The following is a 24,219-nucleotide window of genomic DNA, read 5'->3' on the forward strand; positions in this document are numbered from 1 at the left end:
GTTTCGATTGATGGACTTTTATATGATTGGCTTACTCATCATAAGCTTTGCATGTCTGTATGCGTTGACAGCTTGGTGTTTCAAGCTTGTCGAAGAAAAGTAAGGGGGAATAAAAATGTGGATCATTATGGGGATTGTACTTGTGTTCCTTTTCGGTTATCTAGGGCATGCATTACTATATCCTGAAAACTATTAATAGGCTGGTAGGAGGTACTACAGTATGTGGCAAATCGCCATTGTATTAATTATTTATTTACCGCTCGTGATTTTAACTGGGCACTATCTTTTTCGGGTGACGATGCAACAAAAAACATGGCTTGATCCAATTATGGATAGATTTGATGCTGTTATTTATAAGTTATGCGGCATTAAACAAGTCGATATGACTGGTAAACAGTATGTACTTTCATTAATTCTTTCAAACGCTTTTATGGTGTTTATTGGATATGTTCTATTACGCATTCAAGCGATGCTTTTTTTAAACCCAAATAATATTGACAATATGGAATCAACACTTTCATTTAATACCATTATTTCATTTATGACGAATACGAATCTTCAACATTATAGTGGCGAATCAGGACTCAGTTATTTATCACAAATGCTAGTCATTATCTTTATGATGTTTACATCTGCAGCTACTGGTTATGCCGCGTGTATGGCGTTCTGCCGTCGTCTAGTTGCTAAAACTGACACTTTAGGGAATTTCTTTGTGGATTTCGTTCGTGTTATTACACGTGTGTTAATGCCTCTATCTATTATTGTTGCTATTGTTTTAGTAGCACAAGGTACTCCGCAGACCCTTAGTGCGAATAAAACTGTCCAAACAATAGAAGGTAAATTACAAGATATTGCCCTTGGACCTGTAGCTTCTCTTGAATCCATCAAGCATATAGGCACTAATGGTGGTGGTTTTAATGGAGCGAATTCAACGACGCCTTTTGAAAATCCAACGGTCATTTCTAATATTGTGGAAATGCTTTCTATGATGTTATTACCAGGTGCTTGTGTAGTTGCATTTAGTTTAATGGTCGCATATAGAAAAAAGAAAACTATATTTGGGAAACAAGGGCTAGCCATTTTTGCGGCAATGGGTGTGCTGTTCCTAGTCGGACTTGCAACTGTGTATGTAGCGGAGAAAGCTGGTAATCCAATCATTAGTGAGCTCGGAATTTCGCAGGAGCTGGGAAGTATGGAAGGCAAAGAGATGCGCTTTGGGGTAGCGCAATCAGCGTTATTTACAACAGTAACTACTGCTTTTACAACGGGGTCTGTCAACAATATGCATGATACATTAACGCCGCTTGGTGGCCTTGTACCGATGTTTAATATGATGCTTAATGTTGTGTTTGGAGGCAAGGGAGTTGGCCTGATGAACATGATGATGTATGTGTTACTAACGATATTCATCGCCTGTTTAATGATCGGTCGAACACCGCAGTTTTTAGGTAAGAAAATTGAAGAGAAGGAAATGAAGCTAATTGCTCTTTGTATATTGATCCACCCTGCTATTATTCTACTATTTTCAGCACTTGCAGTTGCAACAACAGCAGGGGTAGCGGGCATAACGAATCCAGGTGCACATGGTTTATCACAGGTTCTATATGAATTTGCATCGGCCTCTGCAAACAACGGTTCAGGTTTTGAAGGATTAGCTGACAATTCAACATTTTGGAATGTGACGACAGGTCTTGCCATGTTCTTTGGACGTTATTTAACGATTATTATTCAACTAGCTATAGCGTCTTTACTTGCTAAAAAGATGTTTCATAGTGATTCGGTGGGGACATTGAAAACGGATAATACTATTTTTACATTTTTACTTGTTGCTATCGTTTTAATGATTGGTGCTCTTACATTTTTACCAGCATTAGCTCTTGGGCCAATTACAGAGCACTTACAACTTTATCTTCATTCAGCTTAAGACTCACACCTTTTAATGTGGTGAGATGAATGCGTATGTGGTCCCTTTTCAGTGGGTATCCAAATACCAACTGAATGAAGAGCCTCCGGCGGATGTCATGGATTTTGAAAGGAATGAATGGTGCGTGCACAATTCAAAATCCGGACGCATTGTTTTTCTGCGCGAAAGCGAAGCGACAGCTACAAATGTTTTCTGCGCGAATGCAAAGCGTCAGCTACAAATGTTTTCTGTAGCGAAAGCAAAGCGTCAGCTACAATTACGCCAAGGAGAAATTGATTTTTAATGAGGAGAGACACTTATGGAAACAACAAGAAAAAGTTTTATTACGGGCAAAATGTTTAAAAGCTCGATAATAGACGCTTTAAAGAAGTTTAGCCCGGTTTATATGGTGAAAAATCCTGTTATGTTTGTAGTAGAAATCGGATTTATGTTTGTCCTTTTATTAACCTTTTTTCCGAACATATTTGGTAATGAAGTAGGGGAACATGACCGTTTGTATAATGCGATCGTCGCCGTTATTCTTTTTGTAACGATTCTATTTGCTAATTTTGCTGAGTCGATTGCGGAAGGACGAGGGAAGGCACAGGTTCAAACGTTAAAAAAGACGAAAACAGTGACACAGGCTCGTGTTTTGCTTAGTGATGGCACTGAAATACTTAAACAGGCACATGAGTTAAAAAAGGGCGATATCGTTTTAGTTCAGGCAGGAGAGGTTATTCCGAACGATGGAGAAGTCATTGATGGAATTGCTACCGTCGATGAATCTGCGATAACGGGTGAATCTGCACCAGTTGTAAAGGAGCGGGGCGGTGATTTTTCATCAGTTACAGGTGGTACGACGGTTACAAGTGATTGGCTGATGATCGAAATTACTTCAATGCCTGGTGAATCATTTTTAGATAAAATGATATCGCTCATCGAAGGAGCTAGTCGTAAAAAAACGCCAAATGAAGTAGCGCTCAATACACTTTTAGTAAGCTTAACAATTATTTTCTTATTAGTTGTTGTGACACTCTATCCAATGACAACTTATTTAAATGTACCGATTTCTATCGCAACGTTAATTGCCCTGACAGTTTGTTTAATTCCTACAACGATTGGTGGATTATTGTCGGCAATCGGAATTGCAGGAATGGATAGGGTTACACAGTTTAATGTAATTGCGATGTCTGGAAGAGCTGTAGAGGCGTGTGGAGACGTGGATACATTAATATTAGATAAAACCGGAACGATTACTTATGGCAATCGTATGGCAGCTGAATTTCTGCCAGTAACGGGCGTGGAAAGTAAAAATTTAATCCGAGCTGCATGGCTCAGTTCCTTAACAGATGATACACCTGAAGGAAAGTCTATTTTATCACTTGCTTGTGAATTAGGAGTAAATACTGAAGGTGAAGAAAACATTATCAAGTCAAGTGAACATATCCCATTTACTGCACAGACACGGATGAGTGGATTGGATATGAAGGATGGCACAAAAATTAGAAAAGGAGCCTACGATACGATAAAAAAAGAAAGTATGAAAGCAGGTTATAGCATTCCTGCAAATTTGGAACAGCTGATCCATCAAGTATCTTCTGTTGGTGGGACACCGCTTGTAGTAACGTTAAACGACAAAATTTTAGGTGTTATTTACTTAAAGGATGTTGTAAAGGCCGGACTTAAGGAACGCTTTGAACAGCTTCGTGCAATGGGTATTAAAACGATCATGTGTACAGGAGATAACCCACTTACAGCAGCATCTATCGCAAAGGAAGCTGGAGTGGACAGCTTTATTGCAGAAAGTAAGCCGGAAGACAAAATTCAAGTCATTAAAGATGAGCAGGCGCAAGGGAAAGTCGTAGCTATGACTGGTGATGGTACGAATGATGCGCCAGCACTAGCACAGGCGAATGTAGGGCTTGCTATGAACTCAGGTACAAATGCAGCGAAGGAAGCTGCTAACATGGTCGATTTAGATTCAAATCCAACTAAAATTATTGAAGTTGTAGAGATTGGGAAACAATTGCTAATGACTCGGGGAGCACTAACGACTTTCAGTATTGCCAATGATATTGCAAAGTATTTTGCCATTATCCCTGCTATGCTAATGGTCGCTGTACCTGAGATGAGTGCATTAAACATTATGAATCTCAATTCACCTTCAAGTGCTATTATATCTGCATTAATTTTTAATGCGGTCATCATTCCATTGTTAATTCCAATTGCAATGAAAGGCGTAAAATATAAGCCGATGAGTGCTGCAAAATTATTAAATAAAAACTTACTTGTTTATGGCGTAGGAGGAATAATAGCTCCCTTTATTGGCATTAAGTTAATTGATTTACTAGTTGGACCATTATTCCGAACGTTTGGGTTATAGGAGGAAAGTATATGCGGAAATTTTTTGAGAACTCAAAGCAAGCATTATTAATCACAATGACCATGTTTGTTCTATGCGGTTTTATATACCCGTTTGCTGTGACTGCATTAGCTCAAGGGTTATTTCATCATAAAGCAAATGGTAGTTTAATAGAAAAGAATGGTGAAGCTGTTGGTTCAGAATTAATAGGTCAAGCTTTTACAGCACCCGAGTACTTCTGGGGACGTGTTTCATCCGTTAATTACAATGTTTATACGGAAGAGGATACGATACCAGATGAAAATGGTCAGGTGAATTATAGCGGCGTTAGCTCTGGAACTTTTAACTATGCACCATCTAATCCAGAATTGAAGAAGAGAATAGAAGCAGATATCGAGAAGTTTTTATTAGCAAATCCAACCGTAAAACGACAAGACATACCTGCGGATTTAATGACTGCTTCAGGTTCAGGGTTAGATCCCCATATCAGTGTAAAAGCTGCACAAATACAAGTAAAACGTATTGCCCAAGCAAGTGGGCTCTCTGAGGAAGAGGTTGAAAAAATTATAAATGCAAATACCGAAAAACGGTCATTTGGGGTTTTTGGAGAAAATAAGGTGAACTTCCTAATGGCCAATCTAGATATTATGAAAAAAATGGAGGGAAATGAGGCTCATCAATAAAAGTTGGGATGACATATGTTAAAGCGTAATCGCCCCCACGTTATGGTGATGAGTAAAAGAGGGATACCAATGAACAAATCAAAAACAGGTAGAGAAAAGTTTCTTTATTTTCTCTACCTGACTTTATTTTACGCTTGTGAATTTACAAGGATTTTAATATGGTTTCGCTCTTTCATTAGTGCTTCGAAGCCTTCTGTTACGACTTCATCAAGAGCAATTCGTTTCGTAACAAGTTTTTCAGCAGGGAAGTAACCTTGTTTCATTAATTCCATAACTGCTGGGAAAATATCGCGATAAGCAATAATACCCTTTACAGAACGCTCTGTTAGAACGATATTGTTTGGCTGAATGGAAGCCGAAGATTCCCAAATGGAAACGATAATTGTTTCACCTTCGAATGTTGTTGAATCAATTGCTTGTTGTAATACTACAGGGACACCTGTTACTTCAAATGCAACATCTACGCCACCATTAGTTAATTCATGTAGGCGAGCTACTGCATCCTCGTCTTTAGGATTAATAACTGCTGTTGCGCCTAACTCTAAAGCCTTGGCAGCACGCTCTGCTGAAAGTTCTACTGCGTAAATTTCAGCTGCTCCAGCAGCACGCAATGCTTCGATAACAAGAAGACCGATTGGACCTGTACCAAAGACCGCTGCTTTATCACCAGCTTTTAATTTACTTTGACGAACTGAATGTAATGCTACTGCTGCTGGTTCAACTAGTGCACCTTGTTCATAGGAAAGCCCCTCTGGCATTTTATGTACCATTTTTTCATCTACCATTGTATATTCAGAGAAACCTCCGCCACCGCCAGAAAGACCGTGGAATCCTAAGTGCTTACAAATATTGTATTTTCCTTTTTTACAAGCAGCACATTCGCCACATGCAAGAATAGGTTCTACAACTACAGGATCACCAACTTGTACTTTTGTAACACCTTCACCAACTTCTACTACTTCACCAGAGAACTCATGTCCCATAACAATTGGCGCAATATCTTTACTTATAAAGTGAGGTTGTTCCACTGGAATGAAAATTGGGCCAGCTGCGTATTCATGTAAATCACTACCACATATCCCTGTCCAATGTACTTTGATTTTTACTTTTCCTGATGCAATTACTGGTTCTTCAATGTTTTCTACTCGGATGTCTTTTGCTTTATACCATCTTGCTGCTTTCATGATAAGTCAACCTCCTCTAGTATCTTACATTTTTATCGTATCATATGGTAATTCTACGAGGCATTAGTTAACAATTAATTGCCATAAAAAATACTAATTCTTGTTCTTCTTTTCGACAAAATATAAATAAGGTGTGTCGAAAAAACAAAGGTTGATTTTCATTCCGAGTAGTGTTTTTCGCGCAAGCTCATTCCGAAGGAGTCGCCACTCCCCATGAGTACATCATTATAATAAGTAGCAAACTGAATCAAAATATTATTAATTTTTACATACTTAGAAAATATCGACTAAATTATATTGGAAACTCATCCCGGAAGAAAACGAGTCAATTTCGACGTTCCTCACAAAATGGGAATGTCAAGGTCTTACGATTACATTACTAAACAGCTTTATGCAATTAGGAGTAGCGTTTGTCTAAAGGTCTGAATGCTTTTTTTATTGCATATTCACAGTATTTCGAGTAACTTTGATAAGGGCTTCGCTACAGCCATGATAAAAATATAAAATTATGTTCATGCTTTAGATAATGGGACGTTAATATACCTAAAAGTTGAATCATGATACAATGGGAAAGATGTTAGGAGGAACGAATTATGTCAAAATATACTGATTATAATTTTCAGCCATTTTTGCAGGACGCAATTGCAAAACTTGGCTTTACAGAACCAACGCCGATTCAAAAGGAAATCATTCCGCTATTATTAAAAGGAAAGAGTGCAATCGGTCAAGCGCATACAGGGACGGGAAAAACACATAGTTTTTTAATTCCGATTGTGCAACGAATTAATGCTGATAAGCAGGAAGTACAAGCTGTTATTACGTCACCTACACGTGAGCTTGCACAACAAATTTTTGATGCATTAAATCAATTAATAGAAGGAACAACTATTCAAGCGAAACTATTTATTGGAGGTACGGACAAACAACGCTCCATTGATAAGTTAAAAACGCAACCACAAATTGTTGTCGGAACGCCAGGACGTATTCGTGATCTCGTATCAGAGCAAGCGTTATTTGTGCATACGGCGCCAATTTTAGTTGTCGATGAGGCAGATTTAGCCTTCGATATGGGCTTTATAGAGGAAATCGATGGTTTTGCTTCCCAAATGCCAGAAAACCTTGAAATGTTTGTATTCTCAGCAACAATTCCAGAAAAGCTTCAGCCTTTCTTGAAAAAATATATGGAAGCACCTGTTCATATCCATATGAACGATAAACGACCGGTCGCAGAAGGAATTGACTTTGTGCTTGTCCCAGTACGTTCTAAATCTCGTAACAAACGTTTGTTGGAAGTTATTGAAGGGATCAATCCATTTTTAGCTGTAATTTTCACTAACACACGTAAAACAGCAGAGCACGTTGCTGGCTACTTAAATGAAAATGGAATTCGCTGTGGTCAAATTCATGGTGACTTAAGTCCACGTGATCGTAAGAGGATGATGAAGCAAATTCGAGAATTGGACTATCAATATATCGTTGCAACAGACCTTGCAGCACGTGGTATCGATATTCAAGGAATTTCACATGTCATTAACTACGAAATTCCAGAGGACTTAGAGTTCTTTATTCATCGTGTGGGACGTACAGCGCGTGCAGGGAATAAAGGAACGGCTATCACGTTGTTTGAGCCATCAGATGAGGATGCAGTAGTACGTGTTGAAAAAATGGGCATTCCATTTGTTCAAAAAGATGTAAAAGATGGCGAATGGTCTGAACTAAAAGAGCGCCATGCACGTAAAAATCGTGTGAAGCAAGAAAATGAAATCGATGTGAAGGCTAAAGCATTAGTGCGTAAGCCGAAAAAAGTAAAACCAGGCTATAAGCGTAATATGAAATGGGAAATGGAAAAAATTAAAAAACGTGAACGTCGTTTAAAAGCTCGCGGTAAAAAATAAGGAGGCATTCAAATGCTACTTGGATCACATGTTTCAATGAGCGGAAAAGAGATGCTGCTTGGATCAAGTAAAGAGGCCCTTTCATATGGGGCAAATACCTTTATGATTTATACAGGTGCACCGCAAAACACTCGTCGTAAAGCAATTGCTGATCTTAATATTATGAATGGTTTACTACACATGAAAGAGCATGGCATGACAAATATTGTTGTCCATGCTCCATACATTATAAATATTGCGAACACAGAAAAACCCGAAACTTTCCGTCTAGGTGTAGATTTTTTACAGACTGAAATCGAACGAACAGCAGCATTGGAAGCAACACAAATTGTTTTACATCCAGGTGCGCATGTAGGTGCGGGAGCAGACGCAGGTATTACCAAGATTATTGAAGGTTTAAACGAAGTGTTGTCACAGGATTTCCCTGTACAAATCGCATTAGAGACAATGGCGGGGAAAGGAACTGAATGTGGTCGTTCCTTTGAAGAGCTTGCTAAAATTATAGATGGTGTAACACATAATGAACGTCTTTCAGTATGCTTTGATACATGTCATACTCATGACGCTGGTTATAATGTTGTAGAAGATTTTGATGGTGTCTTAAATGAGTTTGATAAAATGATAGGTGTTGACCGTATCAAAGTCCTTCATATCAATGATTCAAAAAATGTTCGTGGTGCAGGAAAAGACCGTCACGAAAATATCGGCTTTGGTCATATTGGCTTTGATGCATTAAAATATATTGTCCATCATCCACAATTAATGGAGATTCCTAAAATCCTAGAAACACCATTTGTCGCATTAAATAGTGATGCCAAATCAAAATCGGCTCCTTATAAGCATGAAATTGAAATGCTTCGTAATGGAGAATTTAAACCAGAGTTAATCGATGCTCTAAGAGGATAGAATAAATAGCCCGAAATCAGCTAGCATAAGACTGATTTTCGGGCCTTTCTTTTATTTCGTAAACAATGCAATTAGTTGTCTGGAACGCTTTCTACCTAAAACAGCTTCAACCTCTACAAGAATATCTTTTGGAATACCTAAAAAGAGCCACGTAAATGAGAATTGCTCCAAATAAGGCCGGAGTTTTCTTACTTCAGAACTAGTAATTTCAAATCCTTCAGCACGTGCAATCGCAACAACTTCCTTATCACTACTTTGTGTTAATTGCTGTAAAAATTGAATACTCAAAGCTAATCCTCCTTTTAAAATTGTTTAGTTCTTGAGACAAAATCATTCTTGTGAACGTCGTAATGGCTTTGGAAATCCTTTACATTAGTGTGCCGGAATTAATGTCTATAACAACTTGAAAAATAAAATAGTAGAATAGCAATCTTATTTTCTTTACAAAAACTGTACTTTCATTTATACTTACAATTTGTAAATCGTAATGATTTTGAATTAGAAAGAAGAGAATATACATGAAAAAATCATTAATTGACATTGAAAATGTGTCATTTCAATATGACTATACGCAAGTATTAAAAAATATCTCTTTCCGTGTAGAAGAGGGAGACTTTTTAGCACTTCTTGGTCCAAATGGTTCAGGGAAATCTACATTATTAAAAATTATTTTAGGGTTACTAAAGCCAATGTCTGGAGAAATAAAGTTATTTGGTGAACCGAGTACGACTTTTAAGCATCGTGAATGGATAGGGTATGTGTCGCAAAAATCTAATGCCTTCAATTCCGGGTTTCCAGCAACCGTCCAAGAAGTAGTGAAAAGTGGATTATCCAAAAAATTAGGGTTATTTAAAAGACCTGGACGAGATGCAAAGGAAAAAGTGTTAGAAGCATTAAAAGCTGTTGGAATGGACGCATTTATGAATCGTAATATTGGTGAGTTATCTGGTGGGCAACAACAACGTGTCTTTATTGCAAGAGCGTTAGTTAGTGAACCGAGGCTATTAATATTAGATGAACCAACTGTCGGCATTGATCATGAGAATGTGCAGTCATTTTATGATATGCTGGCAAAATTGAATCGGGAACAGGGAATTACAATGATTCTTGTTACACACGATGTTGATACAGTATCGAACCGCATCAGTCATGTGGCATGTTTAAATCAAACCATACACTTCCACGGTTATAAAAATGAATTTGATACAATTTCTCACGATGCGCTTGATGCTTGGTATGGCCATTCTGTGAGAAAGATTCACTAGAAGGAGAAGGCATAATGATTGAAGCAATTTTTAACTATGAATTTTTACAAAACGCCTTTTTCTCTGGGCTATTAATTGGCATAATTGCACCACTACTAGGTGTATTTATTGTCGTTCGCAGGCTTTCGCTTATTGCTGATGCCTTGTCACATGTAACACTGGCAGGTATAGCGGGGAGCTTATATATCAGTCAATCAGTTACAGCTTTGGCAATGCTAAATCCAATTTACTTAGGCATACTGGCCTCTGTCAGCGGTTCAATTTTAATTGAGCGTCTTAGACGTTTATATAAGCACTATGAAGAGCTTGCCATTCCAATTATTATGTCAGGTGGGATTGGTATTAGTGCTATATTTATCTCGCTTGCAAGTGGCTTTAGCACGGATTTAATGAGCTATTTATTTGGTTCAGTGTCAGCTGTATCACGTCAGGATTTATGGGTAGTAGTAGGAATTGCTGTTGTTGTCATTATCTTTTTATTTATATTTTTTAAGGAACTTTTTGTTTTATCTTTCGACGAGGAATATGCAAAAGCTAGCGGTCTGCCTGCACGTTGGATTCATCTCTTATTTATGATCGTTACAGCGCTTGTTATTGCTGCAAGTATGCGCATCGTTGGTATTTTACTTGTATCATCACTTATGACGTTACCAGTTGCTGCTGCAATGCGACTTGCAAAGGGCTTTAAGCAAACAATCATCTATGCAATTGTCTTTGGCGAAACGGCTGTGTTAATCGGTTTAGTTAGTGCTTTTTATTTAGATTTAGCACCTGGTGGTACAATTGTCGTTACTTCTATCTTAATTTTGTTACTTGTTATACTAGTGAAGAAAATAGTATTTAAAATAGCTGCAAAACGGGAGGAGGTAGCGCAGTGAATGTTTCTAGAGCGTGGGAAATTTTAAAAGAAAACGGCTTTAAAAAAACAGATAAGCGGGAGTTAATATTAGATATGTTTGCAGCAACAGATAAATATTTAACTGCTCGAGATTTATTAGATGTTTTGAAAAAAGATTTTCCTGGTATGAGTTTCGATACGATTTATCGCAACCTTGCAACGTTTGTGAAGCTAGGAATACTGGAGGAAACTGAGTTATCTGGAGAGCGAAATTTCCGTATGCATTGTGAGTCTGAACATCATCACCATCATTTCATTTGTATGGATTGTGGAAATGTTAAGGAGCTGAACCTCTGCCCTATGGAAATGCTTGGAGAAAAGCTGCCAGACTATGAAATTGAAAATCATAAATTTGAGATCTATGGAAGATGTCCAGAGTGTAAGCATGAAACTTTGTAAAATCTGAAATGACAATATTTGAAGAAAGGGGTAGTTCCAAGTGAGGTTTCACTTGGAGCTACCCCTTTTTTATAGTAACTATGCTGTTATAGAGTAGCTTCAATTTTTTTGTACAAAGGTCTTCCCCGACTAATATTGCGCAATACTCTAATAATCTATGATTTTTGAGTGAAAGGAAATTGGTATTATGTCCGCTAGGCATTTAAAAAGATGTATTCCTTAAAAATTGAATAGAAGGTATTTGTCTTCTTTCCGCAAATATTAAAAAGACGAATGATTACGTGAGTAAATCATTCGTCGATTTTTTTATTATTGATGTTTTTGTTGGAATTCTACCATAAAGTCACGTAATGCTTCACAAGCCTCTAATGGTACAGCGTTATAAGTAGAAGCACGGCAGCCTCCTACAGAACGGTGTCCATTAAGTCCAACAAATCCTGCTGCTTTTGCTTCAACAAGGAATTGTTTTTCAAGCTCTTCATCAGCAACACGGAAAGTAATATTCATTAAAGAACGGCTTTCAGGTGTTGCATGACCTGTATAGAATCCGTTGCTATTGTCGATAGCATCATAAATTACTTTTGCTTTTAACTCGTTATGCTTTGCAATTTCAGCAACGCCGCCTTTTGATTCTACCCATTTTAATACCTCACCTAACATATAGATACCAAAAGTTGGTGGTGTATTGTATAAAGAGTTGCTGTCAGCATGCGTTGAATATTTAAGCATTGTAGGAATATTTTTATTCGCTTTCTCTAACAAATCTTTGCGAATAATGACTACTGTTACACCAGAAGGACCAAGATTTTTTTGAGCCCCTGCATAAATAAGACCAAATTTACTTACATCGACTGGTTTAGAAAGAATATCACTAGACATATCCGCAATTAATGGTACATTACCTGTTTCAGGGAATTCTTTCCATTGTGTACCATAAATCGTATTGTTTGAAGTGATATGCAAATATGCATCCTCTTCATTGAATTGAATGTCTGCTAAAGCTGGGATATTGCGATATTGATTTTCTTTTGTACTAGCAGCTTCTACGGGCGTACCAAATAATTTAGCCTCTTTGAATGCTTTTTCAGACCATGATCCTGATAATACGTAGCTTGCTTTTTGATCTGCTTGTAGGAAGTTCATCGGTATCATAGTAAATTGAAGACTAGCTCCACCTTGTAGGAAAAGAACTTCGTAGTTTTCTGGGATAGCATAAAGCTTTTTCAATAAAGCAATTGCTTCATTATGTACTTCGTCGAAAATGGCACTGCGGTGGCTCATTTCCATAATTGACATGCCTGAGTCACGGAAGTTTACTAATTGTTGTTGGGCTTTTTCTAATACTTCTAGTGGTAGGGCAGAAGGGCCTGCGTTAAAATTGTATGCTCGTTGTGTCAAAGTGGTACACTCCTTGTTTGTTTTATAAGGTTAAACCTTAATTATAGGGTATTTAGCCCCTACTAATTGATGTTGAATCTATCAGGCTTTTACAATCAGTTCATAGTCATCTAGCTAACTTTTTTCATGTATAGATAATAGATTAAGCGGAATACTGACCGTTAAAAGCACTTTACTGGATTATAACTCAATTTTCAAGAGAAAAAATAAAATTCTCACTATTCAAGCAGAATAATGACAGGCTCGCAACAAAATGTACACAATTGAGTTAAAATTTATATTAGCCTTTTCGGTTTAAATACGAACAAACGGAAATATAGGTGTACATATATGAGTTAATATTTCGTGATTTACACGTTGCTTAAACAGTGAAATTGTAAAATGTTCGTGTTTGTTCGAATGGAATTTCTCCTATCAACTATGTGCTCGCTTGCACATTCCACTCCAGAAGGACGCTTCATGAGGGTGTAGTCTAAGCTCTTATAGGTATGGATTAATACATTGAAAAGGAATAGTTACAGAGAGAGAAAGGAATATAAAAAAGCAGCCAACATTGCCTACCTTTCATTAAGTTTTTACACTAGCAATAAATGTTCTATTTATTTATGTAATTCTATCTATTATCATTTAAAATTAAAGTTATATGTTTCTAAACGAAAAAATCTTTGAACGAATTTTAAGATGGACGGAAAATTTCTAACCTTCAACATAAACCAAGTAACTTTAGGTATAATGAATTGTGAATATAGATATAAGGGGTGTTTTAAATGTTTACAATAGAAGAAGCATGTTTAGTTGTCGTTGATGTACAAGGGAAGTTAGCGACAATTGTTGATGACAGTGAAGCGATGATTGATAATGTGGCCAAGCTGGTACAAGCTATGCAAGCATTGGAGGTACCTATTTTATGGCTCGAGCAAAATCCTAGTCGTTTAGGTGGGACTGCGTTAAATATTGCTCAGCATATTCAAAGTCAACAACCTATTGCTAAAATGGCTTTTAGTGCGTGCCAGGAACAAGAATTTGTTGATGCATTGAAGGCAAGTGGGCGTTCTCAATTTATCGTGACAGGTATCGAAACTCATATTTGTGTCTATCAAACAGCCCGACAGCTAAAAGAACAAGGGTTTGAGGTTGAAGTGGTTGCAGATGCAGTCTCGTCTCGTACTAAGGCCAATAAAGAGATAGGGCTAGAGAAGATGAAGGCACTTGGAATTTTACCAACAAGTGTGGAAATGATTTTATACGAGTTACTACAACGTGCAGATCATCCACATTTTAAAACGGTGCTACAACTCGTTAAATAACAAAAAAACTCATCATAACGATGAGTTTTTTTGTTATTAAGCAGGCATATCAGTAGGTGTTGGTTTTGCGTAGCCTTCTTTATATTTGTTATCAATTGTTTGGCGAATTTCTTTCAGGCTCATACCGTCTTTATGCATTTTGGCAGATTGTACAGCAATTTCTAGGCAAACGAGACAACGGGTACCGTGATCATCCCAGACAATTGTGCCATCTTCTCGCTTTTCCTGAATAAAGCAGTTTAAATTACTTTTATGTCCAGCTGATTCGCCACATCCACAATAGCATGGGATCCACTCTAAAACTTCTGTAGACTGTCCAGCAATTTGATACACTAAGCGAATATCTTCTGATTTATTATCTAAAAACGATGGTAAAACATCAGCAGATGCTGTTTCCTCCTGAATATCTCCGGAAGCATGTCCATGCTCTTCATGTGAAGCTTCTTTTTGCGCTTCATTTTGATTTTTTTCAACAACCTTTTTATCTTCACTACAAGCACTTAACACTAATAACGACAAAACAAAAATAGATAGAAGTTTTTTCAACAAAAGCGCCTCCTAATGTTTACAATACTGCCATTATAACATCGTTCGCATAAATATTTATAGGAAGCGCAAGTGAAAATCAATGAAATATATCTAATCCACGTGTTTTGTTCATGAAAAGTTCCATTTTCTCACTCAGTAATTTTTTCAAGAAGAAACCAAATAGAATAAAAATGAGCCAGAAGGAAGATAAAAAGGCAAGATCAGCCCATACCTTTGACCAAATGATACCACCAACGGCCTCTCGCATCATTCCAATTGCATAAGTGAAAGGCAGAAATGGATTTATCATTTGGAAAAACTTGGGTAGTAATTCTACGGGATATGTGCCACCAGAACCTGCGATTTGTAACACTAACATGATAATGGCTAACGCTTTTCCAACATTTCCGAATACGGATACTAGCGTATAGACAACCGTAATGAACACTAAACTAATAAATAGTCCAAATGGAATAAAGAAGTAAGGTGCACTAATTGATCCATCTAAAAGAACAATATCTCCTATTGTAATAATGAGCGTTTGAATAAATGAAAAAGTTGCAAATGTTAATAAACGTCCAAAGTATATTTGGCGAATACTATATTGATTATTGTCGTGAATATCTACAGATAAAAGAGAAATTAATAATAAACAACCAACCCAAACGGAAAGCACAGTGTAAAACGGTGTCATAGCTGTCCCGTAATTAGCAATTGGAAACATTCTATGTTCCTGAAGCTTAATAGGCTCCTCAAAGAAGTCTCGCTCAGCGTTAACGTCGTTTTTCAATAATTGAACGATTTCCGAAATATCAGCTTCACTTTCTAATTTTCTCAGCTTGTCTGCAAGAGCCTTTATTTTTGTACTTAAAGCAGGGAAATCTGATTGTACTGTACCAATTGTCTTATTAGCTGTTGCTAACATATTTTTAGCATTTGTTAAACGATCTGTTGCTTGAGGCAGAAAACTTTTTACATTCGTTAGCATAGTTGATGCATTTGTTAACGTATTTCTCGCAGAAGATAAGGTCGTATGAATTTGTGGCTCTAGACTATCGTTATAATGTGTAAGGAATTGATGAAGATTGTTAGAAGCATTTTGCGCAACACTTTGAACATCAGCGAGATCTTTTCTGATTGTTTCGACATCAATATTATTTAACTGCTGTACTTTAGTTGAAACGTCTGTTAGTAATGTGTTTAGCTGATTTAGTGCGGTTAAAGAGCTTAAAGAATAATCGGTTAAACTAGGATTCGCCTTTAAATCTCCACGAATAGCTTCAAGTTGTTCAATAATTTTATTATTAGCTAGCAACGTCTTAACATCTTCAGAATTGCTTTGCTGTAGCGCCGTTTGGATGTTTTGCACCTTGTTTTCAAGCTGTTTACGAGTCGAAGCATCAGCTTGTGTTAATTTTTGAAGTGCTTCAAGCGTTTGGATGCTAGTATTTACTTTCTTGCGAGATGCATCTAACTGGTTATTAATCGTATCCTTTATTTGTGCAATCGTAGCTGAATCTACATTGGCATTTTGTAGCTTCCCTATTATATCTGTAAATCGTTGAGCAATATCTTGCACAGTTTTTAAATCTTTTTTTATGATAGGGGACAACTGGTTGAACAATGTATCAGCTTCATTAATCAATTTTAAACCTGAGTTAATAGTTGTTAGACCATCATTTGTTAATTTTTCAACTTCAGGAACTTGGGTAATCGTATGATTCAGTAATGTCTCAGCTTCTTTTCCGCCTTTTGCAGACTTCGCTAAAAATGTTTCAATATCAGGAAGATGATGTTCGATTGTAAAAATATAATTTTCGAATTTCTTAAAATCTGGAATTTCCTTTTCCATCTCAACACCAATCGTATTAAAAATAGAAAAAAGTGTTCCATTGACAGTAGAGATAAACTCACTAGATACTTGTTGCGTCAGACCGCTTGCACCTTTAATTGTAATTTTGGGTGCGATTGGATTTATTTTTTCATTTACATAATAATCGATATGCGCTTTAGTAGGTACATTTGACAGTATGGAGGTTAGCTTTTGAGAAAAATCACTAGGGACAACAATAACCGCAAAATAGTTACCGTTTTTTAGATTATCAATGGCTTGTTCATGAGATGTAAATTCCCAAGAAAAGTTTTGATTTGTACTTAAATTGTCTACCACTTCATTACCAACATTAATATCCTCTCCTCTAACATTAGCCCCTGTGTCTTCATTAACAATTGCAATTTTCATGTTGGCTGTATGCGCATAGGGATCCATAGAGGCATAGATATTGAGCCACGCATAAAGAGAAGGTAAAAAAATAAGCCCACCAATAATGACAGCAACTACCCAGTTTGTTAAGATATTATGGATATCACTTTTATAAATTTGAAAAATATTTCGGATAGTGTGTTTCATTTTACCACTCCATATTCGTATTGAGCATTATATATGTATGTTCCCAAACTTGGGCCAAATTATGTTTGAATTATGGAAAAACTTATTTTCAAAGACTAATTAGTTTACTAGGATTTAAAAACAATTTATAATCAATCGCGAATACACTAAAACTAGGGTTTTTTGGTGAGAAAAAGGAGGAATACATTCTAGTGAAAAAACTACTAATTATTGGCTCAGTTATTGTCTTGTTATTTGTGGCAATTATTGTGCTAACGAATGTATCGAACAAAAGTAAATTAGCAAGTGAAAATAATCCTTATGGCGACAAAGAACTGAAACAAGAAACAATCGATCAATTGAATGACAAAAATTACCAAAACATTATGTTACCTGATGAGCTTGAGAAAAAAATAAAAGCTGGTGAAGATGTAAATGCTTATTTCTTCAGTCCAGTTTGTGTGCACTGTAAAGCTTTTACACCTGAGTTAATGCCGATTGCTAAAGAGCTTGGTGTTGATATTGCCCAATTAAATGTATATGAATTCGATGATTTATGGGGAAAATACAATTTTGATAGGACTCCAACATTCATTCGCTTTGAAGGTGGTAAAGAGGTTAGTCGTTTTGTAGGTGCCTTATCAGAAAAAGATTTACGTACATTTTTTAATAAAGAAGTACTAAAAAAATAAGCAAAGCTGAGACTGTATCAAAAGTTATTTTTGATCAGTCTTTTTTTAACTTCTAGTAAAAGCCTCTGGACGCAATTATGCCGAGGCATAATTGATTTTTGTAGTGTATACTAAATATACTGAAGAGTTGTACATTGGAGGAATATTGAATGACAATGGATGATTATTTTTATAATGGTGAGTTAATGAAGTGCTATGAGGCGGCTAAGCAAGTTACAAATGATAATGAGATAGCGTTAGCTGATAAATATATTAAATTATTAGAAGAGTACGATTTTGCTAGCTATTCAAAGCCTACACTGGGCGTTGAAACTCAACATGCAGAACGAGCGGATGAAAGTTATCCTGAATCGGATACCGTCGTCGAAATTCGCGCGATAAAAGATGAAGCAGAGTTTTCAAAGCGTATTAAAGAACTAGAGGATGTAGCGGCAACAGGTACTCCATATGAAAAGGCACATTCATTTTTCACACAGGGTGAATTGTTTTTATTTGCACATCATTACAATGAGAGTGTCCATAGTTTTAGACAAGCAGTAAAAGAAAACCCTAACAAGGCACTATATTGGGGCATTACAGGTCAAACGATGCATCGCTTTGGATGGATGCCATTTGATGCACTTGGCTACTTAGAGCAAGCTATTAACTTAGATTCAAAAAATGCGCGTTGGAAATGGAATAAGGCACTTGTCCTTATTCAATTAGCGAAGGATTTGCAGATGGCTCCGTTTATGGCAAATGCTGCGATTATATTAGAAGAGGCAATAGCCGATTGTGGCGAGCATCAGCGTTCATTAAAAGATGCTGTCCAAAATACAATAGATAATATGGATAGCTATGTATTTTCATAACATTCAATAGATGCCTCAATAAGTTGGAGGGCACTGAAAAAGTCCATATCTTCTCACATTGCGAGGTATTCAACGATTAAATCGTTGAATACCTCGCTTTTTTCATTTGGCATTGTGACTCTACTGTTGTTTTCCGAAGCATTCCGCTCGCTTTCCGCGGGCGAGCGCCGAGCCTCCTCCTATGCGGGGTCTCGTTTGTCTCGCTTTCCCGCAGGAGTCGAGCGATGCTTCTCCAAACAACGCAATTTATCATACTATTATTTTAGTCACACTTTCCATAATAAAAGAATTAATATATAGGTGGTGTCCCCGATGATTTCAAATCAAGAAACCCTTCATTTAAGTCCATACATGTCGATCTACGATATTGTTGTGCCAAAAGATAATATACTTCGCTAAATCAATGAACTTGTTGATTTTTCATTCATTTTAGAAGAGTTAAAAACAAAATATTGTTTAGACAATGGACGTCATGCCATTCCCAAAATTCGCATGTTTAAGTACTTATTATTAAAAGCGATTTATGATGTATCAGACGTCGACCTAGTAGAACGCTCAAAGTATGATATGTCATTCAAATATTTCTTGGATATGGCGCCAGAAGATCCGTTGCTGACGCTGCTCTTTCGCACAAAAAACATCTGTTGCTGACGCTACGCTTTCGCACAAAAAACATCTGTTGCTGACGCTACGCTTCGAGTGGCTCATTGGGCCCGCATATGAAGGCTCACAGTCAAACAGAATTATACAATATTTTATGATAATGAGCCTATTTTTCCGTATTTTATCCCTATTTCTTTTCGGTTTTGAGTTTTGATTGAAAAGTCGATATTTCATGGTAATCTTAAAGTATAATTATCCCAAAATTTCTATACGAATTAGATATCATGGATTTATTTAAGGTGAAACTCGTTATTTTTCTAGAACTACTAGCTGGGTGAATTCAGCTTTCGATTTGACGGTAAATATAGTGAATCAACACATCTGTGAAAATGTTTGGGATCATAGGAGGGCGTTAAATGTGGAAATTTAATGAGAATTTTTCATCTTTGAGGCATGGTATTCAATTCATCCTATTCTCAATGATTTTCTTAATCGTAATTGGTTTAGGAAGTGAAAAATTTTATGGAATATTTGGTGAGAACAACTATTCTGCGATTCATTTAATGATGGAAATTCTCATCATTGTGGTGACGATGTCTATTTCGATTCAGACGTGGTTAATATCGCCGTACATTCTATCAAATAGAGTCCTCTATATCGGATCATTATTTTTAACAATTAGCTTCATAGAAATTGCACATACACTTACCTATAAAGGAATGCCGTTCTTCATTACTGAAAGTACACCGTATGCGGCAACTTGGTTTTATATGCTTGGTCGATTACTATTATCAATTGGTGTCCTTTGTATTTATTTTGTCAAGGAGAAGGAAATCAAATTAATTTATCGGTGGCTTATTTATAGTTTGCCATTTGTAATAATCATTAGTTGTTTTGGCATTCTTTATGCTCCAACGCCTATTTTGCCACCTCTTATGATAGAAGGTGAAGGTCCTAATCTTTTAAAAAATACTTTACAATATACAGCTATAGCGCTTCATTTGGTGATTATGGTCATATCGCTTAAAAATTTTAAGAAAGCACCTAAAATTATATTTTTATTATTATGTAGTTCGATTTATTTAATAATGAGTGATTATCTTTATACAATTTATAAAGATGTTTATGATATAAAAAACTTCACTGGTCATATTTTTGAGTTAGGTGCATTTTATCTTTTATTTAGAGCTATTTATTTTTCATCGATTGAAAGACCTTTTAAGCAGTTAGTTGATACACAAGAACATTTAGAAAAGTCACGTGAAAAGATGCATTATATGGCATACCATAATGAAATTACGAATTTACCCAATGAGCGTTTTTTAATGGAATCATTAAAAAGAGATTTATACATATCTAAATCACAAAAGGCAATTCTTGCTATCGGTATAGAAAGAATTTCTGCTATTAAAGCGTCTTTAGGTAGTACATATGCAGACCAAATGATAAGTCTAATCGCGCATAGATTAAAAAATGCTTTACCAGAGAAGCATCTACTATGCATGCTGAGAGAAGATTATTTTGTCGTTTATATTGATGAGGTGAAGAGTACCCATCAATTGACCCACCTAAGTCAACAGCTTCAATTTGTCATGGAAGAATCATTCCAAATACAACATTTTTCTCTAAATAGCCAATTAAATATTGGTATTGCTTTATTTCCAACAAATTCTTATAGGGAAGAGGAACTTATCAGATTTGCACTATATGCTATGCACGAAGCACAGAAAACGTCAACACGTATACGCTTTTATGAGTCTTCAATATCTAACGAAACGACTCAACGACTTTTATTAGAAAATGATTTACACGACGCATTAGCTAATCAAGAGCTTTTTTTAGAGTATCAGCCACAACTAGATTTACATACAGGTCAAATTAAGTCAGTGGAGGCTTTAGTCAGATGGCAGCATCCCAAAAAGGGGTGGATTTCACCAGGAGTCTTTATTCCAATCGCTGAGGAATCGGGATTAATTATTCCTATTGGACAATGGGTGCTAGAAACAGCATGTAAACAAGTGAAGAAGTGGGAAGCAGCTGGGCTACCGCCAATTAAAGTAGCAGTCAATCTGTCATTAGGTCAACTTTTTCAGCAAAATTTAGTTGAAATGATTCTTAATGTTCTTGAGAAAACACAATTAGAACCACAATATTTACAGCTAGAGATAACCGAAAGTATGACCATCAACATCGATCATATGACGACAATCTTACATAAATTGAAGGCACTTGGAGTTACAATCGCAGTAGATGATTTTGGGACGGGCTATTCGTCATTGTCTTATTTAAAGGATTTTCCTATCGATTGTTTAAAAATTGATCGGTCCTTTGTTCAGAAAATACAATCGAATTCCACAGATAAGGCATTAGTAGATATGATTCTTTCTATGGCAAAGCATCTACAGTTAAAGGTAGTTGCAGAAGGGATAGAAGAGATAGAACAGCTATCGTATCTAGTAGAAAGCAAATGTGATACTGTACAGGGCTTCTTATTCAGTAAACCAATACCTCCAAATATATTACAGGAGAACTACCAAAGACTTCACAATGATGCAAAGTATATTTTAGATTCAATTACTGATTCAATTACTGTATCTGAATAATTAAGTGTTTTTTTACAACATCCTTGTTTCATCTTATGACGAGGATGTTTTTTTGAGCTACGGAAATCTATGATAATCTACATTGCAGAGCTAAACGTTACCCGTTTCTTTATGTTCTACAATCATGGTATGATAATGGGGAAATGATTTGTAGATATAAAGGACGGGTTTTTTGATGGCACAAGAAGTGGCAAATAAATTTATTGAAAATGTTTGTAATCATTTAGTACGCAATATGAATATTACGAAGGTTGAGGAGCACTTTAAAGAGACAATAGAGATACAACGTAAATCAGCGCAATCTCAAATTGATTTTTGGGATAATTTAATGATGAATATGCTGTATTTTACTGAAAATGAGCAGGTTTGGGAAAACGAATTTTTGAAGATGCTTGAAAAGAAAGAGTGGTTAAAGACCACTGTACTTGAGGAAGAGCTATTAATGCATCAAATGCGTATTCGTCAACATGTCGCGGAGCAAATGGATGCTGCTAAAGAATTGTTCCATAAGCAGTATGAGACAGAAAATTTGACAGAGGAAGATATTGTTTATGATTATGCTTATAGCTCTGCTGGACATTCAATGCGCGTAGATTTATTAACAGTACTTGTCTCGACACCAGAACAATCAAAAGTGCTATTTAACGCAGATCCACAAGAAACGATTCGCATAATTAACGGCTATATTGCTTATCACACTGACGGGATTATTAATAAAGTGAAACTTTAATAGCAAAGAGCCTTTGTGGGATGGCGAATAATGAAGCATCCTGTTTTTGACCAAGTATAATAAGGTGGTACTAAGTTTCACCTGAAAGGAATTTTTATCATGAATACACCATTTACATTTAAACATACACAACCAACGAATATGGACCCAAATAAAAAATATCCAGCGATTTTTTTATTGCATGGAATGGGAAGCGATGAAGATGATTTACCGCAATTAGTGCAGGATTTTAAAGAGCAATGCCATGTTTTTAGTTTACGTGGACCTATTACACATAAGCCGGGCTATGCCTTTTTCACGATTCAAGAGGTCGGTAAACCAGACCGTGAAATTTTCGATAAAGTGTTAGTTGCTCTACAACGATTTATATTAGAGGCTATTGATGAATATCAAATTGATCCACATAAAGTGTACTTGCTTGGATTCAGTCAAGGGGCAGTTTTGACACAGTCACTTGCTTTTGCAATGGGGAATTTAATTACGGGAATAGTAGCATTAAGTGGCTACACGCCAAAATTCGTGACAGAGGAATATGCAATTCGCCCAGTCAATCATTTACATGCATTTATTTCTCATGGTGATTATGATTATGTCATCCCGTCGCAATGGGGTGCTGAAAGTAAAGAAAAATTTGAGCAATTTGGTGCTACTGTGACATTTAAAAAGTATCCAGATGGTCATGGTGTTACACCGGAAAATCTGCGTGATCTAACTGCATTTTTAGCACAGGAATTACAAGATAATATTCAATGAAATGAAAAACCGAGACATTTAGGATGTCTCGGTTTCATTTTTTTCTTTAGTAGATCAATCAAGCTCTATTTTGATAAGCTTCGATCTTTGTCAGTCACGGCAGCTACTGCATCGTGAATCGTTGTTTCAAAATGATTGCTTTGTAAAGAGGATACACCTTGAATAGTTGTCCCTCCCGGTGAGCATACCTGATCTACAAGTGCCCAAGGATGTTCCTGTGATTGTAAAATCATTTTTGCACTGCCGAGTACTGCATTTGCCGCAATATCAAGCGCCATGTTTTTTGGCATCCCTTCACGTACAGCAGCACGTGCTAAAGCGTCAATATACATATAGGTGAATGCTGGTGATGCACCACCAATCGTTGTAAATATGGAAAATAAGTGTTCAGGCACTTCGATAATTGTGCCAACTGTTTCAAATAGTGAAATGACACGCTGAAGCTGAACATCTGATACTTGTTCACTCGCTGTATAGCAACTTGTCGAGGCACCGATAAGCGCATTAATATTTGGCATTACACGAATAATAGGGGTAACTTCAGATAGGTAACCTTGTAAATATGTTATATTTTTACCAGCAGCAATAGAAACAATGACATGGTTGTCTTGTAAATGCTTTTTCACCTCTGGTAAAACATCTGGTAACATTTGGGGTTTGACACCGAGGATAATAACGTCACAATTTGACATAATATCTTCAATAGAGCTTGCGGCTTGAATACCGTAAGAGGTTGCTAATTTAGTTGTTTTTGCTTTGGTACGATTATAGCCGTAAATTAAAGTAGAATTAAAATCTCCGCTTTTACACATACCTTTAATAATGGCTGTAGTCATATTTCCAAGGCCGATAAATCCGTATTTCACGTGT

The 24,219-nt window shown here is 36.5% G+C and carries 21 protein-coding genes and 1 pseudogene; 16 read left to right on the forward strand and 6 right to left on the reverse strand.

Annotated elements, in window-relative coordinates; translation table 11 throughout:
* Positions 1 to 220 precede the first annotated feature (220 nt).
* Genes kdpA through kdpC form a run of 4 tightly spaced genes read left to right on the forward strand, consistent with a single transcriptional unit; the run spans position 221 to position 4,948 of the window.
* Positions 221 to 1,924, forward strand: coding sequence for a potassium-transporting ATPase subunit KdpA (kdpA, locus tag ACQKMV_RS19890; protein ID WP_427506014.1), 1,704 nt, complete (start codon positions 221 to 223; stop codon positions 1,922 to 1,924).
* 25 nt (positions 1,925 to 1,949) lie between these two features.
* Positions 1,950 to 2,207 (forward strand): hypothetical protein, encoded by a 258-nt coding sequence (locus tag ACQKMV_RS19895; protein ID WP_427506015.1) that lies wholly within the window; start codon positions 1,950 to 1,952, stop codon positions 2,205 to 2,207.
* A 15-nt stretch (positions 2,208 to 2,222) separates the two neighbouring features.
* On the forward strand, positions 2,223 to 4,286 hold the full coding sequence (kdpB, locus tag ACQKMV_RS19900; protein WP_427506016.1) for a potassium-transporting ATPase subunit KdpB: 2,064 nt from the start codon (positions 2,223 to 2,225) through the stop codon (positions 4,284 to 4,286).
* Between the two features lie 11 nt (positions 4,287 to 4,297).
* Complete coding sequence (kdpC, locus tag ACQKMV_RS19905) at positions 4,298 to 4,948, forward strand: potassium-transporting ATPase subunit KdpC (protein ID WP_427506018.1); 651 nt, start codon at positions 4,298 to 4,300, stop codon at positions 4,946 to 4,948.
* Between the two features lie 128 nt (positions 4,949 to 5,076).
* On the opposite strand, the gene ACQKMV_RS19910 is transcribed toward kdpC, so the two are convergent.
* Positions 5,077 to 6,132: a 2,3-butanediol dehydrogenase gene (locus ACQKMV_RS19910; protein ID WP_427506019.1), complete on the reverse strand. Its 1,056-nt coding sequence runs from the start codon at positions 6,130 to 6,132 to the stop codon at positions 5,077 to 5,079.
* 593 nt (positions 6,133 to 6,725) lie between these two features.
* Here ACQKMV_RS19910 and ACQKMV_RS19915 point away from each other — a divergent pair.
* Together ACQKMV_RS19915 and ACQKMV_RS19920 are read left to right on the forward strand one after the other, a co-directional pair.
* A complete protein-coding gene (locus ACQKMV_RS19915) occupies positions 6,726 to 8,027 on the forward strand; it encodes a DEAD/DEAH box helicase (protein ID WP_427506021.1) in 1,302 nt (433 codons plus the stop codon).
* A gap of 12 nt (positions 8,028 to 8,039) precedes the next feature.
* Positions 8,040 to 8,933 (forward strand): deoxyribonuclease IV, encoded by an 894-nt coding sequence (locus tag ACQKMV_RS19920; RefSeq protein WP_427506023.1) that lies wholly within the window; start codon positions 8,040 to 8,042, stop codon positions 8,931 to 8,933.
* Positions 8,934 to 8,984: 51 nt separating this feature from the next.
* Here ACQKMV_RS19920 and ACQKMV_RS19925 read toward each other — a convergent pair whose 3' ends face one another.
* A complete protein-coding gene (locus ACQKMV_RS19925) occupies positions 8,985 to 9,221 on the reverse strand; it encodes a Nif11-like leader peptide family natural product precursor (protein WP_427423192.1) in 237 nt (78 codons plus the stop codon).
* A 230-nt stretch (positions 9,222 to 9,451) separates the two neighbouring features.
* Between ACQKMV_RS19925 and ACQKMV_RS19930 the strand changes: the two genes are divergently transcribed.
* From ACQKMV_RS19930 to ACQKMV_RS19940, 3 genes are read left to right on the forward strand one after another with little or no spacing between them, the layout of a single operon-like run.
* Positions 9,452 to 10,198: a metal ABC transporter ATP-binding protein gene (locus ACQKMV_RS19930; protein WP_427423191.1), complete on the forward strand. Its 747-nt coding sequence runs from the start codon at positions 9,452 to 9,454 to the stop codon at positions 10,196 to 10,198.
* A 14-nt stretch (positions 10,199 to 10,212) separates the two neighbouring features.
* Positions 10,213 to 11,076: a metal ABC transporter permease gene (locus ACQKMV_RS19935; protein ID WP_427423190.1), complete on the forward strand. Its 864-nt coding sequence runs from the start codon at positions 10,213 to 10,215 to the stop codon at positions 11,074 to 11,076.
* Positions 11,073 to 11,495 (forward strand): Fur family transcriptional regulator, encoded by a 423-nt coding sequence (locus ACQKMV_RS19940; protein ID WP_427423189.1) that lies wholly within the window; start codon positions 11,073 to 11,075, stop codon positions 11,493 to 11,495. Before ACQKMV_RS19935 ends, ACQKMV_RS19940 begins: the two co-directional genes overlap by 4 nt.
* A gap of 309 nt (positions 11,496 to 11,804) precedes the next feature.
* Here the strand turns inward: ACQKMV_RS19940 and serC are convergent, their stop codons facing one another.
* Complete coding sequence (gene serC / locus ACQKMV_RS19945) at positions 11,805 to 12,893, reverse strand: 3-phosphoserine/phosphohydroxythreonine transaminase (protein WP_427506024.1); 1,089 nt, start codon at positions 12,891 to 12,893, stop codon at positions 11,805 to 11,807.
* Between the two features lie 767 nt (positions 12,894 to 13,660).
* Here serC and ACQKMV_RS19950 point away from each other — a divergent pair.
* Positions 13,661 to 14,200, forward strand: a complete 540-nt coding sequence (locus ACQKMV_RS19950; RefSeq protein ID WP_427506025.1) for a hydrolase — start codon at positions 13,661 to 13,663, stop codon at positions 14,198 to 14,200.
* Between the two features lie 36 nt (positions 14,201 to 14,236).
* Here ACQKMV_RS19950 and ACQKMV_RS19955 read toward each other — a convergent pair whose 3' ends face one another.
* Entirely contained in the window at positions 14,237 to 14,746 is a 510-nt protein-coding gene (locus ACQKMV_RS19955; RefSeq protein ID WP_427506027.1) for a PCYCGC motif-containing (lipo)protein, read from the reverse strand.
* A gap of 79 nt (positions 14,747 to 14,825) precedes the next feature.
* The gene (locus ACQKMV_RS19960) at positions 14,826 to 17,138 is read right to left on the reverse strand and encodes a YhgE/Pip family protein (protein WP_427506029.1); all 2,313 of its coding nucleotides are present in this window, start codon (positions 17,136 to 17,138) and stop codon (positions 14,826 to 14,828) included.
* Between the two features lie 191 nt (positions 17,139 to 17,329).
* Here ACQKMV_RS19960 and ACQKMV_RS19965 point away from each other — a divergent pair, with 191 nt between their 5' ends.
* From ACQKMV_RS19965 to ACQKMV_RS19990, 6 genes and pseudogenes are all read left to right on the forward strand, one after another.
* A complete protein-coding gene (locus tag ACQKMV_RS19965) occupies positions 17,330 to 17,809 on the forward strand; it encodes a thioredoxin family protein (RefSeq protein ID WP_427506030.1) in 480 nt (159 codons plus the stop codon).
* Positions 17,810 to 17,958: 149 nt separating this feature from the next.
* Positions 17,959 to 18,660: an O-linked GlcNAc transferase gene (locus ACQKMV_RS19970; protein WP_427506032.1), complete on the forward strand. Its 702-nt coding sequence runs from the start codon at positions 17,959 to 17,961 to the stop codon at positions 18,658 to 18,660.
* 312 nt (positions 18,661 to 18,972) lie between these two features.
* Positions 18,973 to 19,275, forward strand: a pseudogene (locus ACQKMV_RS19975) (transposase); the annotation flags it as partial.
* Between the two features lie 404 nt (positions 19,276 to 19,679).
* Positions 19,680 to 21,866: a bifunctional diguanylate cyclase/phosphodiesterase gene (locus ACQKMV_RS19980; protein WP_427506034.1), complete on the forward strand. Its 2,187-nt coding sequence runs from the start codon at positions 19,680 to 19,682 to the stop codon at positions 21,864 to 21,866.
* Positions 21,867 to 22,041: 175 nt separating this feature from the next.
* The gene (locus ACQKMV_RS19985) at positions 22,042 to 22,596 is read left to right on the forward strand and encodes a hypothetical protein (protein WP_427506035.1); all 555 of its coding nucleotides are present in this window, start codon (positions 22,042 to 22,044) and stop codon (positions 22,594 to 22,596) included.
* A 99-nt stretch (positions 22,597 to 22,695) separates the two neighbouring features.
* Positions 22,696 to 23,349 (forward strand): alpha/beta hydrolase, encoded by a 654-nt coding sequence (locus ACQKMV_RS19990; protein WP_427506036.1) that lies wholly within the window; start codon positions 22,696 to 22,698, stop codon positions 23,347 to 23,349.
* Positions 23,350 to 23,414: 65 nt separating this feature from the next.
* Here the strand turns inward: ACQKMV_RS19990 and proC are convergent, their stop codons facing one another.
* Entirely contained in the window at positions 23,415 to 24,215 is an 801-nt protein-coding gene (gene proC / locus ACQKMV_RS19995; RefSeq protein ID WP_427506038.1) for a pyrroline-5-carboxylate reductase, read from the reverse strand.
* Positions 24,216 to 24,219: the final 4 nt, after the last annotated feature.

The organism is Lysinibacillus sp. NPDC094403, assembly GCF_050278745.1.
Taxonomy (GTDB): Bacteria; Bacillota; Bacilli; order Bacillales_A; family Planococcaceae; genus Lysinibacillus.